The sequence below is a fragment of the Kocuria salina genome (assembly GCF_013368965.1).
GTDB classification, from domain to species: domain Bacteria; phylum Actinomycetota; class Actinomycetes; order Actinomycetales; family Micrococcaceae; genus Kocuria; species Kocuria rosea.
The window spans coordinates 300777-314872 of the sequence record NZ_SSSF01000003.1 but is presented as its reverse complement, the minus strand read 5'-3'; the positions used below and the strand labels follow the sequence as shown (position 1 = coordinate 314872).

At 72.0% G+C, this 14096-nt stretch carries 13 protein-coding genes and 1 tRNA gene; 2 read left to right on the top strand and 12 right to left on the bottom strand.

The window, feature by feature from the left end; translation table 11 throughout:
- The first annotated feature begins 159 nt into the window (after nucleotides 1–159).
- Nucleotides 160–984 (top strand): transglutaminase-like domain-containing protein, encoded by an 825-nt coding sequence (locus E7Z53_RS08335; protein ID WP_176337591.1) that lies wholly within the window; start codon nucleotides 160–162, stop codon nucleotides 982–984.
- Between the two features lie 19 nt (nucleotides 985–1003).
- Here the strand turns inward: E7Z53_RS08335 and E7Z53_RS08330 are convergent, their stop codons facing one another.
- From E7Z53_RS08330 to bcp, 6 genes are all read right to left on the bottom strand, one after another.
- The gene (locus E7Z53_RS08330; RefSeq protein ID WP_031282916.1) at nucleotides 1004–1462 is read right to left on the bottom strand and encodes a MarR family winged helix-turn-helix transcriptional regulator; all 459 of its coding nucleotides are present in this window, start codon (nucleotides 1460–1462) and stop codon (nucleotides 1004–1006) included.
- A gap of 232 nt (nucleotides 1463–1694) precedes the next feature.
- Nucleotides 1695–4892: an efflux RND transporter permease subunit gene (locus tag E7Z53_RS08325; protein ID WP_115162819.1), complete on the bottom strand. Its 3198-nt coding sequence runs from the start codon at nucleotides 4890–4892 to the stop codon at nucleotides 1695–1697.
- Nucleotides 4893–5102: 210 nt separating this feature from the next.
- Nucleotides 5103–6587 carry a malate:quinone oxidoreductase gene (locus E7Z53_RS08320; protein WP_176337590.1) on the bottom strand — a complete coding sequence of 495 codons (1485 nt, stop codon included), beginning with the start codon at nucleotides 6585–6587 and terminating at the stop codon, nucleotides 5103–5105.
- 112 nt (nucleotides 6588–6699) lie between these two features.
- Entirely contained in the window at nucleotides 6700–8307 is a 1608-nt protein-coding gene (locus E7Z53_RS08315; protein WP_176337589.1) for an ABC transporter substrate-binding protein, read from the bottom strand.
- A 78-nt stretch (nucleotides 8308–8385) separates the two neighbouring features.
- Nucleotides 8386–8469, bottom strand: a tRNA-Leu gene (locus tag E7Z53_RS08310).
- A gap of 35 nt (nucleotides 8470–8504) precedes the next feature.
- Nucleotides 8505–8978, bottom strand: coding sequence for a thioredoxin-dependent thiol peroxidase (gene bcp, locus E7Z53_RS08305; protein ID WP_017833222.1), 474 nt, complete (start codon nucleotides 8976–8978; stop codon nucleotides 8505–8507).
- A gap of 228 nt (nucleotides 8979–9206) precedes the next feature.
- Between bcp and E7Z53_RS08300 the strand changes: the two genes are divergently transcribed.
- Entirely contained in the window at nucleotides 9207–9743 is a 537-nt protein-coding gene (locus E7Z53_RS08300; RefSeq protein ID WP_017833221.1) for a MarR family winged helix-turn-helix transcriptional regulator, read from the top strand.
- A gap of 445 nt (nucleotides 9744–10188) precedes the next feature.
- Here E7Z53_RS08300 and E7Z53_RS08295 read toward each other — a convergent pair whose 3' ends face one another.
- The 6 genes from E7Z53_RS08295 to E7Z53_RS08270 all read right to left on the bottom strand — a co-directional run bounded on the left by E7Z53_RS08295 (nucleotide 10189) and on the right by E7Z53_RS08270 (nucleotide 14003).
- Entirely contained in the window at nucleotides 10189–10488 is a 300-nt protein-coding gene (locus E7Z53_RS08295; protein ID WP_176337588.1) for a hypothetical protein, read from the bottom strand.
- A gap of 65 nt (nucleotides 10489–10553) precedes the next feature.
- A complete protein-coding gene (locus E7Z53_RS08290) occupies nucleotides 10554–10925 on the bottom strand; it encodes a hypothetical protein (protein ID WP_176337587.1) in 372 nt (123 codons plus the stop codon).
- Between the two features lie 216 nt (nucleotides 10926–11141).
- Nucleotides 11142–11618, bottom strand: coding sequence for a hypothetical protein (locus E7Z53_RS08285; RefSeq protein WP_176337586.1), 477 nt, complete (start codon nucleotides 11616–11618; stop codon nucleotides 11142–11144).
- 2 nt (nucleotides 11619–11620) lie between these two features.
- Nucleotides 11621–13147 (bottom strand): peptidoglycan DD-metalloendopeptidase family protein, encoded by a 1527-nt coding sequence (locus E7Z53_RS08280; RefSeq protein ID WP_176337585.1) that lies wholly within the window; start codon nucleotides 13145–13147, stop codon nucleotides 11621–11623.
- A gap of 2 nt (nucleotides 13148–13149) precedes the next feature.
- Complete coding sequence (locus E7Z53_RS08275) at nucleotides 13150–13542, bottom strand: hypothetical protein (RefSeq protein ID WP_176337584.1); 393 nt, start codon at nucleotides 13540–13542, stop codon at nucleotides 13150–13152.
- A gap of 8 nt (nucleotides 13543–13550) precedes the next feature.
- Nucleotides 13551–14003 carry a hypothetical protein gene (locus E7Z53_RS08270; RefSeq protein ID WP_176337583.1) on the bottom strand — a complete coding sequence of 151 codons (453 nt, stop codon included), beginning with the start codon at nucleotides 14001–14003 and terminating at the stop codon, nucleotides 13551–13553.
- Between the last annotated feature and the right edge of the window lie 93 nt (nucleotides 14004–14096).

Sequence of the window (14096 nt, the reverse complement as noted above, 5' to 3'; positions counted from 1 at the left end):
GCGGTCGGCCGCCGGGTGCAGCGCGCGGGCTCCGGCCGGCGGCGGGGCGTGTGGGGGATGTCTCGTGGATCAGTGTACTGATGAATCGCCCCCGTGAGCGACAATGGAGCGGACGGGCCACCGGTCCGCCGCACATTCCCCCCGACCAGGAGGCCCTTCGTGCCCACCACCCGGCGCACCGTTTCCGCGGAGGTCGACTTCGCCTCGGAGACCGACCACCTGGCGGTGTTCTCCCTCGCGGCCGCCCGCCCCGGCGGAGGCGCCCGCCCCGGCGAGCACCTGAGCCTGCGCGTGGACGGGACCGAGGTCGCGCTCGAGGAGGCGGAGGACCAGCACGGCACGCGGCTGCACCTGGCCCGGGTGCCGGGCGGCACGCAGTGCACGGTGTCCTATGCCCTGGAGCTGGACGGCCCGGCGGGGTCACCGCCTCCGGCGGAGCCGGTCGACTTCGTCCGCTACACCCGGCCCAGCCGGTTCTGCCCCTTCGACGAGATGGCCGGCACCCCCGACGCCCTCTTCCCCGGGGCCCGCGGCGGCGGCTACGAGACGCTCCAGCGGGTGCGGGACTGGGTGCACGAGCACCTGGACTACGTGGTCGGCTCCTCGACGGCCACCGACACCGCGGTGCACACGTTCCTCACCCGGCAGGGCGTGTGCCGGGACTACGCCCACCTGCTCACCACCCTGCTGCGGGGACTCGGGGTGCCGGCGCGGCTCGCGTCGGTCTACGCGCCCGGGCTGTCCCCCATGGACTTCCACGCGGTGGTCGAGGCCTGGCACGACGGCGCCTGGTACGTCCTCGACGCCACCGGGCTCGCCCCGCGCACGGAGTTCGTGCGCATCGCCACGGGCGCCGACGCCTCCGAGACGGCGTTCCTGACCACGCTCCAGGGAGAGATCACGCTGGGCGGGATGCGGGTGTCCGCGGAGTCCTCCGTCCCCGGCCGCGAGGACCCGGGAGCCAGGGTCGTCCTCCCGCTGTAGCGCGGCGGGGGAGCGCGGCTCAGAGCTCGTTGACGGCTTCCCGCAGGCGGTCGGCGAGCCGGGTCAGGATGCGCAGCTCCTCCGGGTCCAGGCCCGCGGACATCAGTTCGTGCACGTGCACCCGGAACTGCTCGGCGATCTGCACCTGCATCTGCCGGCCCCGGTCGGTCAGCCGGATCCGCAGCCCCCGCAGGTCCTGCGGGTCCTGCCAGCGGTGCACCAGCCCCTTGAGCTCGAGACGCTCCAGCATCCGGCTGAGGCTCGACTGGGTGAGCAGCACGTACTCGTTGAGCTCGTTGAGCCTCATGCCGGCCTCGTCGGAGCGGGAGAGGTTGAAGAGGACGTCGTACTCGCGGGCGGAGAGCTCCGCGAACTCGGGTTGGCGCTGGAGACGCCGCATGACCGTCACCTGGGCCCTGAAGAGGGCCTCCCAGGCGTCGGCGCTGTTCTGCACACGATCTGTTTCTCTGCGGGTCACAGGATAATGCTACGACCCGGTTACATCGGTGCACCGGGCCCCGGTGTCCCCCCTTTCGGGGGATGCCTCCCGGGGGCTCCCCGCACGCCGCCCGCTCCACAGCACCGAATCCCCCTGTGACCAGCGGCGATGATACCTTCTGCACCCTGCGGACGGGGAGTGACCGGGGTGCGCCCGCGAGTGTTTTCAGAAGCAAACGTCCACGAAAGAGCGCACGGTGACGAGTGTCACGTCACCTTCCGCGGGCGCCGCGCCCCGGGGCCGCGGCCAGCGCCGCGATCCGCTCCTCCCGGCGCCGGAGCCGCGCCTCCTTGCGCGCCTCGACGAGCCGGTACAGCACCGGCACGAGCACCAGGGTCAGCAGGGTCGAGGAGATCAGCCCGCCGATCACCACGACCGCCAGCGGCTGGGAGATGAAGCTGCCCTGCCCCGTGATCCCCAGCGCCATGGGCGTCATCGCCAGGATGGTCGCCAGGGCCGTCATCACGATGGGGCGCAGCCGGCGGGTCGCCCCCTTCTCGATGGCCTCCTCCAGGTCCATGCGGTGCTCCCGGCCCCGGTACTGGTTGATGAGGTCGATCAGCACGACCGCGTTGGTCACCACGATGCCCACGAGCATCAGCACGCCCACCAGCGAGGCGAGGCCCAGCGGCACCCCGGAGGCCAGCAGCGCGAGCACCGCGCCCGTCGCCGCGAAGGGGATCGAGACCAGCAGGACCAGCGGCTGGACGAGGGACTTGAAGGTCGCCACGAGCACCACGTAGACGATCGCTATCGCGGCGAGCACGGCGAGGCCCAGCTGCCGGAACGTGGTCTCCTGCTCCGTGGCGGCCCCGCCCAGCTCGGCCGCCGCGCCCTGCGGCAGGTCCAGGCCCGCGAGCGCGTCCCGGACCTCCCCGCTCGTGGCGCCGAGGTCGTCGCCGCCCGGGGTGACGGCCACGGTGGCGGTGCGCTGGTCGTTGCTCGAGGTGATGGTCTCGACCGTGAGCGCCTCCTCGACCTCGGCCAGCTCGTCGAGGCGGACGGTCCCGCCCGCGGCCGGCACCGGCAGGGCCCGCAGCGCCTCGAGGTCCTCGACGGCGCGGCCCTCGCCGATCGTCACCGCCACCGAGTCGGCGTCCAGGTCGATGGACCCGGCGGGGAGGGGGTTCACGGTACCGGCGAGCGCGCCCGTGACCTGCTCCTCGCTCAGGCCGCGGGCGGCGGCGGCCGCCCGGTCGACCGTGACCACGACGGTGGGCTGGGTGGCGGCCAGGTTGCTCGTGACCTGCCCGGCGGAGCCGAGCTCCCGCATGGCCCGCACCACGGCGTCGTCGGCCTCCGCCAGCGTCGCCTGGTCCGTGGCGGTGACGGAGATCTCGACGTCGTTGCTCGTGAAGCCCTGAGCGCCCCGCACCGAGAACTCGCCGGCGCCGTCCAGCCGGTCCAGGCGCTCGCCGACGGTGCGGCGCAGCCGCTCCTGGTCGACCGCGGCGTCCGTCGTCACGGAGAACGTGGCGCTGTTGGTGCCGCTGCCCGGCAGGAACGCGGAGAAGCCGCCGCCGGGGCCCATGGTGACCTGGACGTCCTCGATGCCCTCGGTCCAGTCGAGCACCTCCTCGGCGCGGCCCGCCTGCTCGGAGGTCACCGCGAGCGCGGTGCCGGGCGGCAGGTCCTGCTCGATCGTCATGGTGTTCTGCCCGGTGTCCCCGAGCAGGTTGGTGGGCAGCACCGGCAGCAGGGCGGCCGTGCCGCCGAGGATCAGGACGCTCACCCCGAGGGTGGCCCACGGGTGGCGCTGCGTGCCGCGCAGGACCGGCAGGTAGCCCTGGGCCAGCCGGGGCGGCGTCCCGGCCGCGGCGCCGGGCGGGGGACCGGCCGTGCCGTCGGCCCAGGGGGCGGGGCGCCCCGCCGGCGCCCGGCGGGCCCGCCGCGCGAGGCGGGGGTCCCGGAGGAACCAGAACGCCAGCACGGGCACGATGGTCAGGGACACCACGAGCGAGGACAGCAGCGCGATGGTCGTGGTCAGGGCGAAGGGCCGGAACAGCTCGCCGGTCACGTCCCCCACGAACGCGATGGGCACGAACACCGCGACCGTGATGAGGGTGGAGGCGGTGATCGCCCCCGCGACCTCGCGCACGGCGGTGAGGATGGCCCGGCGCTTCGCGTTGGCGGGGTCGGTGCTCAGGTCGACCGTCCCGTAGTGGCGCTTGATGTTCTCGATCACCACGATCGAGTCGTCCACGACCCGCCCCACGGACAGGGTGATGGCCGCGAGGGTCAGCAGGTTCAGCGAGTAGCCCAGGGCGTTGATCCCGATGAACGTGGCGAGCAGGGACAGCGGGATGGAGATCGCGGTGACCAGGGTCGAGCGCAGCGACGCCAGGAACACCAGGATGACGAGCACGGCGAACGCGAGCCCCAGGAGGCCCTCGACCGTGAGGTCCTCGATCGACTGCTCGATGTAGGGGGCCTGGTCGAAGACCGCCGTGATCTCGGCGCCGTTACCGAGGTCCTCCTCGAGCTCGGGGATCATCTCCCCGACCGCCTGGGAGATCCCGACCGTGTCCCCGTCCGGGGTCTTGGTGACGGACAGGGCGAGCGTCGGGGCCCCGTTGGTGCGGGTGATCGAGGTCTGCTCCTGCTCGGCGAGCTCCACGGCGGCCACGGCGCCCACCGTGGTGGGCTCGGCGCCGTCGGGCGCGTCCTCGGGGAGGGGCAGCGGGACGTTCTCCACGGCCTCGAGGGAGTCGAGCGGGGAGCCGGCCTGGACGGGCAGGGTCGTGGCCCCGTCGTCCACGGTGCCCACGGGCACCAGCCCGCCGCTCTCCTCCAGGGCGGTGCGGATGTCCGCGGGCGTGGCGCCCGCCCGGGCGAGGTCGGCGCGGTCCGGCAGGATCGAGACGACCTGCTCGGGGGCGCCGCTGACCTCGGCGGAGCGCACGCCCTCGATCCGCTGCAGGTCCGGGACCGTGAGCCGTTCCAGGTCGGCGGCGAGCGGGCTGAGGTCCTCGTCGGAGGACACGGCCAGGAAGACGATGGGGAAGTCGGCGACGGAGCCGGCGAACGCGGTGGGCTCGACGTCGTCGGGCAGCTGGGTGCGCACGTTGGAGATCGCCCGCTCCACCTGGTTGCGGGCCCGGTCCAGGTCGGTGCCGTACTCGAAGCCGAGCCGGATCTCGGACAGCCCGCTGCGCGAGGTGGACGCCGAGCTCTCGAGGCCCTCCACGATGTTGAGCGCCCGCTCCAGGGGCCGGCCCACCTGCTCGTCGACGACCTCCGCGGACGCGCCGGGCATCGCCGAGACCACGCTGATGGCGGGGATCTCCAGGGACGGGATGAGCTCCTGCTTCATGGAGCGCATGCTGAGCACCCCGAAGAGGGCGACGAACAGCGTGATGAGCACGATCAGGGCGCGGTTGGCCATCGACGCGCGGGCGAGGAGAAACACTCGTGCTCCTTGGGGAGGGATGGGCGAGGGCGTCCCGGCCGGGCCGGGGCGCACGCCCCTCAGCGTACCGCCGCGTACCGACAGGTCACCCGGGCCTGCTGGGCCGGGGGGCCGGGGCGGACCGGACGACGACGAGGCCCCGGACCGGCCGGTCCGGGGCCTCGTCGCGCGGGCACCGCGGCGTGCGGAGCGGTGCCCGTCGGGGCGGTGTCAGCTGATGCCGAGCACCTGGGCGGTGCGGCCCATGACCTCGTCCGCGAGCTGCGGGTTGTCGTTGAGCTTCACGCCGTAGGAGGGGATGAGCTCCTTGATCCGCGGCTCCCACCCGGACATCCGCGCCGGGAAGGACTTCGCCAGGAGGTTGAGCATGATGGGCACCGCGGTGGACGCGCCGGGGGAGGCTCCCAGCAGGCCGGCGATGGAGCCGTCCGCGGCGGTGATCAGCTCGGTGCCGAACTGGAGCACGCCGCCCTTCTGCTTGTCCCGCTTCATGACCTGCACGCGCTGGCCGGCCTCGATCAGCTCCCACTGCGAGCCGTCGGCGGTCGGGTAGAACTGCTGCAGCGCCTCGACCCGCTGGCCCTTGGACTTGGCCAGCTCGCTCAGCAGGTACTTCACGAGATCCAGGTTGGCCAGGCCCGCGCGGGTCATCGGGTAGAGGTTGTGCGGGCGCACGGACAGGGGCAGGTCCAGGTAGGACCCCTGCTTCAGGAAGTTGGGCTTGAACCCGCCGTAGGGGCCGAACAGCAGCGCGCGCCGTCCGTGCTCGTAGCGGGTGTCCAGGTGCGGGACGGACATGGGCGGGGCGCCCACGGAGGCCTGGCCGTAGACCTTGGCGTTGTGCTGGGCCGCCACGTCCTCGTCGGAGTTGCGCAGCCACAGGCCGGAGACCGGGAACCCGCCGTAGCCCTTGGCCTCCCGGATGCCGGACTTCTGCAGCAGCGGCAGGGCGCCGCCGCCGGCCCCCACGAACACGAACTTCGCGCGCACGAGCCGGTCGCCCTCGGTGTTGAGGCGGTTCTTGACCCTCGCCACCCAGGTGCCGTCGCCCTGCCGGTCGAGGTCCGTGACCTGCTGGCCGTAGCGCACCTCCCCGCCCCGGGCCTGCAGGTGGGCGACCTGCTGACGGGTCAGCTCGCCGAAGTCGACGTCGGTGCCCTCGGGGGACCAGGAGGCCGCCACGCGTCCCGCGCCGCGGCCGTGCATGGTCAGCGGCGCCCACTGGGCGATCTTCTCGCGGTCCTCGGTGTACTCCATGCGCTCGAAGAGCTTGTTCGGCTGCAGGGCCTCCCAGCGGCGGCGCAGGTAGTCGCTGTGCGCGTCGCCGAAGACGAGGGACATGTGCGGCACCGGGTTGATGAAGGAGCCGGGCTCGCGCAGCTTGCCCTCGGACACGAGGGAGGCCCAGAACTGGCGGGAGAGCTGGAACTGCTCGTTGATGCCGAGCGACTTCTCCGGGCTCACGGACCCGTCGGCGGCCTGGGGCGCGTAGTTGAGCTCGCAGAGCGCGGAGTGGCCGGTGCCGGCGTTGTTCCAGACGTTGGAGCTCTCAGCGCCCACCTGGTCGAGGCGCTCGAGCATCGTGATGTCCCACTGCGGCTCGAGCTCCTTGAGGAACACGCCGAGGGTGGCGCTCATGATGCCTCCGCCGATCAGGAGGACGTCGGTCGATTCCGTTGTCTGAGGTGATGTCACAGTCGATGCTCCCGTTGAACGCCCGGCGCTGCGCCGGTGAATGGTCGGGATCAGACTATCGCCACGCCCGGACGAACCCCGAATGCGGCCGGGCGCGCGCCGGGGCCGGTGCTCACGGCGCGGCGCCGAGGTCCACCCGGTTGAAGACCTCGTTGCCGGTGGAGCTCAGGGGGAAGGACGTCACGGAGTCCCCGACGGCGACCGCGGAGATCGGGTGGGCCAGCGGGACGGCGGGCAGCAGCCGCGAGACGCGGTTGTTGATCGACACGTACGCGCTCGAGCGGTCCTCGCCGTCGGGCAGTGCCGCCGCGCGGTTGACGGCGCCGAACAGTGACACGGCGTCCACGCCGAACTCCCCGCGGGGGGCGCCGAACAGGGCGGCCGTGAAGTAGTCCGGGTCGCGGTAGCCGCCGTTGAGGCCGAGCAGGTGCAGGGCGTGGTCGCCCTCCGGGTCCTGGACCTGCTGCACGTAGCCGTCCGACCAGTCCACCGGGACGGGCTCGATCACGAACCCCGCCCGCACGAGCTGGGCCGCGATGTCGGCGTAGATCTTCTCGGGCTCCTGCATGTAGGTGCGGGAGGTGCCGCGGGGGTAGTAGAACCGCAGCGGCTCGCCGGCGTAGGAGGACGCCGCCAGCAGCTCGCGCGCCCGCTGCGGGTTGTAGGACGGGACCTGCAGGTCGGTCCCGTCCATCGCGAAGCGGGCGGGCAGGAACTGGTTCGCCACCCGGGTGCCGTCGGGGTAGTGCTCGCGCACGATCGCGCCGCGGTCCACGGCGGCGGCGATCGCCTCCCGCACCTCGGGGTCGTCCAGGGGCTCCACGTCCTGGTTGATGCCGAGGTAGGACACGGAGTACGGGTCGCGCTGGAGGACCTGCACGCCCTCGCGCGCGAGCGGGGCGAAGGAGTCCAGGCCCACCTGGTCGTAGCCGTCCACCTGGCCGAGGCGCAGCGCCACGTAGCGCAGCTCCGGCTCGGCGATCGTGCGGAACTCGAGCCGGCCGATGTCCCCGAGCTCGCCCCAGTAGTCGGGGTTCGCGACCAGCACCACGTTCGTCCCGTCCCCCGACTCGTAGCGGAAGGGGCCGGTGCCCACGGGGTGCGTCTCGTGCGTGCCGGCCGCCAGGGCCGCGGGGGACGCGATCCCGAACGCGGGCTGCGTCAGCGCCCGGAGCAGGGGCGTGTGCGGCGCGGTCAGCGAGAGCTCCACCGTGGACTCCGACGCCGCGGCGCACCCCGCGTAGAGGGAATCGATGCCGGGGGCGCCGGTGCGCAGGACCGTGGCGAAGGGGGTCCGTGCCCCCTCGGCGGCGAGGGCCTCCCAGCGCTCGAAGTTCGCGCACACCGCCGCCGCGTCCAGGGCGGTGCCGTCGTGGAAGCGCACGTCCCGGCGGAGGTCGAAGGTGTAGGTGAGCCCGTCCTCGGAGGTCTCCCACGACCGCGCCAGGGCCGGCACCGCCTCGCCCGTGGAGGGGTCGGCGGAGACGAGCCCCTCGAGCATCTGGGCCCCGATCCGGGACGTCTCCAGGATGTTGACCGTGGCCGGGTCCAGGGTGGGGGCGGCGGCGGCGTTGGCGAACACGAACTCCCCGCTCGGCACGGACCGGGCGGCGGTGGGGGTGCCGGGCCCCTCGCCCGCGGGGGCGCACCCGCCGAGGGCGAGGAGCCCCGCGACGAGCGCGAGCGCGGCCGCGGTGCGGGGGGTTCGCCTGGGCGCCATGGGTCCTTCGCCGCCTCACCGGATCGGTCGTGGGTGTCGTCGTGGGCCGGCCCCGGGGCGTGCCCGGGGACGGCGGGGTGCGCGAGGCGGGACTCGAACCCGCACGCCGGTCAGGGCACAGGAACCTAAATCCTGCGTGTCTGCCAGTTCCACCACTCGCGCCGAAGGGCCCGTCCGGGCCCCCGCCCATCCTAGCCTCAGCCCTCCAGGCCGAGGTCGCGGCGCAGCTTCGCCACGTGGCCCGCGGCGCGCACGTTGTACTGCGCGAGCTCCACCTCGCCCTCGGGCCCGACCACCACGGTGGAGCGCACCAGGCCCTCGTAGGTCTTGCCGTAGTTCTTCTTCTCGCCCCAGGCGCCGTACGCCTCGGCGACCCGGTGGTCCGGGTCGGAGAGCAGCGGGAAGGTGAGGGACTCGGCCTCGGCGAACCGCGCGAGGGCCTCCGGGGAGTCCGGGGAGATGCCGAGCACGGCGAACCCGTCCGCGGCGAAGCGCTCCAGACTGTCGCGGAAGTCGCACGCCTGCGTGGTGCAGCCGGGGGTCGAGGCCTTCGGGTAGAAGTAGACGACCACCCGCCGCCCGCGGTGGTCGGCGAGGGAGACGGTCCCGCCCCGGGCGTCGGGCAGGGAGAAGTCGGGGGCCGGGCTGCCGGGTTCGAGACGTGCTGCCATGGGGATGTTCCTCCGTCGGGTCGGTGGTGCCGTCCGGGCCGGGCCCGGGCGAGGGTCCGGTGCCGCGGGACGGCCCCGGACCACGAACACTACCGGCGCTCGTCCCGGTGGTCCCCGCGGTCCCGGGGGAGCGCTCAGGACCGCCGCGGATCCGCCCGCGAAGAAATGCTCGTCAGTTTGCTTAGCATGGTGCTGTATTCCGTGGTGCAGGTCGGTAGACTGCTTTGCATGCCTTTCACCACTCAATGGCCGACCAACCGACTGCTCTCCACCGCGGCCCGGCTCGTGGAGCACGCGTGGAACGAGCGCCTGGCCACGCTCGGGGTGACCCACGCGGGCGTCATGGCGCTGGACGTGCTGAAGACGGCGGGGAGCATGACGCAGGCCCAGCTGGCGCACCGCGTCCGGGTGCAGGCCCAGACCATGGGCAAGACGCTGCACCGGCTCGAGCTGCACGGCCACGTCAACCGGTCCAAGAACGTCCACGACCGCCGCAGCCACCTCGTGTCGATCACCCCGGAGGGCCTGCGCATCCTCGAGGCCGCCACCCAGCTCGAGGACGAGCTGGTGGACCACGGGCTGCTCACGGACGAGAACCTGCGCCGCACGCTGGCCGACATCATCACCACGCTCGGCGGCGCCCGCTGGAAGCTGCGGGTCCAGCCGGACGGGACCGTCACCGACGCCGGGTCCGCCGACGCGACCACGCCCGAGCAGTCGCGCGACATCGCCGAGGCCGGCACGGCGGGGGACACCGCGTCCTGAGACGGCCGCGGCCCGCGGTCCCGGCACGGACGGGCGCGGGGCGGGTCGGCACGGGGTCGAGGACGACCCCGGCACGAGGGCGCGCGAGGTCGCCGGACGGCGGCCTCCGGCGGGAGCACCCGGGGCACGACGACCCCGGGTTTTTTCGTGCCCGCGGCCCGTCCCGCCCCGGGGACGACGAAGGACCCCACCGCGGTGCTCCGCGGTGGGGTCCTCCTGTGGTGCGCCCCCTCGGACTCGAACCGAGAACCCATTGATCCACGGTCGCCCAATCTGCGGCATTCCCAGAGCTTCCTGCGTGTGGCCCAAAAGTGCCCGCGACGAGTGCATAGGTTTCGGAGGGAGGGTAAATGAGGGCTCGTCCGTTCCCGGAGATTCCCCGCCTTTCCCGCCGTTTCCGATGGGTTTTCGATGAGCACGCGGGTCGCCCAGTGCCTGTCGGCAGTTAGGCCCGTGGCGGTGGGAACGGCTGCTTCCCCCGGTGGATCGCGGCAGACCGCGGTGTCTGACGAAACAGTTCCGCGGATGAGTCCGGGACCTGCGCCGGCGGCACCGGCTCACGCCTCGTACGTTCCAACAGGGAGGCGATGTCGTCCGCGAAGAAGATGATTCGATTCCGGGAGCCCCTGTGATGGGAGATCTCCCCGCCGGCTGCCATGCGGCGGAGCTCGTGCTCGCCGTAGAGCTTGGTCAGCTCAGCAACCTCCTTCGGGCTGTACCCCCGGAACCTCGCCTCATCCTCCATGGCCACAGGGTACGGGCAGAAACGACGAAAGCGCCCCGACCTCCGAGTCGGAGGGCGGGGCGCTTTCATTCATCCAGGATGTCGTAGACGTCGATCCACGCGGACTCGTCCCGACCGATCGGGCGCACCCACGCGGCGGGGATGAACACATCGAGGACCCGGCCGCCGGCGCACTTCCGCCACAGCTCGAGCAACGGCCCGCCCTCTGTGGCGCGGACCTTCCCGTCGACCAGGAACACGCCGAGGCCGGTGGGAATCCGGGCCCGCCCATACGGCTCACGCCTATAGGGGAAGTGTCTTGCTCCACCATTGGGAGTGAAGCCCTCTGCGGAGACGGCGCGGATCGCTGCGGCGATGTCCTCCGTCAGCTCCGGTCCGCCAAGATGACAGTGCGAGCCCGAGACGGCGCGCCGGCGGGCATTCGTCTCATCGTCCACGTAATCCAGGTCTTCCCACACGGCCACAGGTCTACCAGATGCAGGGCATGACGAAAGTGCCCCCACCCGGGACGGGGTGGGGGCGCTTCGGGGCCCGACCGGGGAGATCGGGCGCCTGTCCTTACGGGCTAGGGACCCGCAGACACTGTCAGGTGTAGCGGCGGACCAGCTTCACTCCCCATCGGACCGGGGCAGTGACCCACCGGCGGATCATCTTCACAGTGCACCGGCGGCGGTGGAGCCCGGGCGTCGAGCACGGACCGCTTCCACCTCGGCGGCCAGGTCCTCGCTGGAGACGGAGCCCGTGACCTCGAAGTTGTTCACCAAGACCTCGGTCGCCGCGGCGTCCTCCGGCGTCTCCTGGCCATCCTCCGGCTCGACGTCGTCCGGGACTTCGACGGTGCCCGGCGGAGGCGTCACGACGTCGGCGACGGGCGATGAGCCCCAGATCAGGCGCGCCTGGTCGGTGGGCGTTTTCTTGGCTGTGGTGAAGACCGCGCCGGTGGTGAGCCCGGCCGTGGCGAGGATGCCCAGGATGACGGCGCCGGCGGTCTCCTTCTCGAGGATCTCGAGCAGCGCGCAGACGACGACCACGAAGATCGCGGCGAACGGCGGGATCAGGGACGCGAACGTGGTCCAGATGGTGACGCGGCCGGCATTCGTGCCGGTGGGCTCGTGGATTCCAGCAGCCATGGTCAGGCTCCCTTCTCGGTGGTGGGGTTGAGGGCGTGGACCAGCAGGCGCTGGGCGAGGAGGTCGGCGAGCTCGGCGGGGTCGATGTCGGTGCGGTTGCCCAGGCCTTCGGCGACGGCGGCGGTGATCGTCGAGGGGGCGACGGCGCGGGCGATCGCGTCGATCTTGGCCTGGTTCTTCTTGTCGTAGCGCAAGAACTTGGCCAGAGACATCCTTTTGTCCCCGGACTCGTCTTCGAACTCCCGGTCGAGCACGGCCCGGCCGAGCAGAGACTGGGCGGTGCCGGTCTTCGCCCAAGCGTTGAGGGCGGCGTTGATCTTGCTCTGGTCCATGCTGAAGAACTCCTCCAGGAAGTCGGCCGGCGCGGCGGCTGTGGTGGCCCGGGCGGCCCACATGCCACCGAGGTGCTTGTTGATGTCGAACTTTCCGCCGGTGGCGGGGGTAAAGCGGTCGCCGTACTGGTTGGCGATGACCGTCCAGCCCTTGACCTTGGGCACTTCCACGACGCCGACGTAGTTCTTGAAGACCGGATTGGCGCCGAAGTCGGGCAGCCAGAGGCGGCCGCCGAACGGGGCCGGGTCGATCCGCTCGGCCGCCCAGGCCCAGGTGTAGAGATCCAAGCGGGCCTTGGAGTGCTTGCGAAACTCCTCGGCGAAGGCGGCGACCTTGGCCGGCTGCACGTCGGCGGCCTCGTCGATGCCGTCCTCGTAGTCCAGGCAGGCGAACTCCGCGTCGGCCGGGATCCGGGAGGCGTAGTAGCGGGCCTCAGCCCGCGGGTCGTTGAGGTGCAGGTAGGAGTAGTGGTACGTGCCGATGCGTAGCTTCCGGGCCCGGGCCGTGGCCAGGTGCGCGGCGAAGAGCTTGTCGTCCCCGCCGATGCCCCAGCCGGTGCGCAGGATGATCGCGTCGGTAGGGACCGTCTTCACAGAGGCCACGGTGTTGTGCTCGGAGGCGTCGACGAAGTCCACGACCGTGTCCCGGGTCGTGGAGCCGATGCCGGCGGTCGGGGAGCCCTGCCAGGACACGGCGGTGAGCGGGCGGTAGGGCTCGGTGAGGTAGGGGGCCGGGTCGATCGCGCCGAACCCGCCGTTGCCCCACGCCGGGGAGGCCGGCCAGAGGTTCACGTGGGAGTGCGGCCCGGTGGATGAGCCGGTGGTCCCGGAGTCCTGGATGACCTGGCCCTTGCGGACCCGGTCCCCGACGTTGAAGTAGGACCGGCTGGCGTGGGAGATACCCCAGTGGGATCCGGCCGCGTTGCGGAAAATTGTCACGATCCCGCCGCCGGTGCGGGTGTCCCCGCGCGCGGGCTTGATCAGGTACCAGCGCACGTGCCAGTCGTTGGGCCCGCCGGGCAGGTCCCAGACCCATCCGTCGAAGACCACGATCCCGTCCTCCGGCGCGACGATCGGGGTGCCCAGCGGCACTCCGTAGTCGATCGCCCCGTGGAAGGAACCCCGGTTGTAGATCGTGGCGTTCTGCCGGTAGGTCTGCGTGATCGGGAACATCTCCGGCACCGGTCGCATGGCCATGACTAGGTCTCCTCGCGGTCGATGTTGCAGTTGCGCAGGTGCGGGCGCGGAGGGAACGGGATGCCGGACTCGTTGAGCAGACGCACCAGGTTGCTCGCCCACTCGTCGATCTCGCGACGGTTGCCGGCCTCGCAATCTGCGCGCCGGTCGGCCCTCGACTCCCCGCGCTCGAGCTCGGCGATGCGTTCCTTCTCGGACTTCACCCGGGCCCGCTCCCGGCCGACCTGTCCCCGGGCCAGGCCGATCAGGCCCTTCACACCCTCGGTGAGGAAGCCTCCGGCCGCGGCGCCCACGAGCAGCAGCTGCAGGAACGCGGTGCCCGACTCGGGGGACGCGGCCATGGTCAGGGCCGTCGTGACCATATGGACCAGGGGGGGGACGACGATCTCAGTCACGGGTCCTCCTACAGCCGGGCTGGGTCGACCATCGCCCCGCGGATCGTGAAGAACCGCTTGATGAAGGACAGGACCAGGATCAACAGGGCGATCGCCTGAACAAGGCGATTGCCGGACTCGGTGAAGTGCAGCCCCAGCACGGAGGAGCCGTAGAGCGCGAAGCCGGCCGCGCACGGCCACACCGCGGCGCGCTCCACCACCCACCACCCCGGCGGACACCCCACCGCGCCGGTGATACCACCGACGAGCCACAGCCCGGCCATCGCATAGAGCAGCCCCTCGCCGAGATCACCGCGGATCGACAGCGGCGGATCGATCAGGGCCAGCACACCGGCGAGCGCGGTGGCGACGTAGATGAAGGTCTGGACGACGGTCACGGAGCGTGGTTCCTGCAGCCCGTACCAGACGCGTAGGTACCACCTCCGCTCCGCGGCGGTGGGTGGGATGTGGGGTACAGCCATGAAGGGCCTCCAATGTGAAGAGCCACCCCGCGGGGTGGCTCGGTGTCGTGTCGTGTGGGCCGTCCTGTGCACACCGGCCGGTAAGGTTTCGCT

Excerpts from the sequence above, each read along its gene's own strand:
- E7Z53_RS08315 (WP_176337589.1), bottom strand. The coding sequence starts at position 8,307 with ATGGCGCCCAGGCGAACCCCCCGCACCGCGGCCGCGCTCGCGCTCGTC.
- bcp (WP_017833222.1), bottom strand. The coding sequence starts at position 8,978 with ATGGCAGCACGTCTCGAACCCGGCAGCCCGGCCCCCGACTTCTCCCTG.
- E7Z53_RS08300 (WP_017833221.1), top strand. The coding sequence starts at position 9,207 with ATGCCTTTCACCACTCAATGGCCGACCAACCGACTGCTCTCCACCGCG.
- E7Z53_RS08295 (WP_176337588.1), bottom strand. The coding sequence starts at position 10,488 with ATGGAGGATGAGGCGAGGTTCCGGGGGTACAGCCCGAAGGAGGTTGCT.
- E7Z53_RS08285 (WP_176337586.1), bottom strand. The coding sequence starts at position 11,618 with ATGGCTGCTGGAATCCACGAGCCCACCGGCACGAATGCCGGCCGCGTC.
- E7Z53_RS08280 (WP_176337585.1), bottom strand. The coding sequence starts at position 13,147 with ATGGCCATGCGACCGGTGCCGGAGATGTTCCCGATCACGCAGACCTAC.
- E7Z53_RS08270 (WP_176337583.1), bottom strand. The coding sequence starts at position 14,003 with ATGGCTGTACCCCACATCCCACCCACCGCCGCGGAGCGGAGGTGGTAC.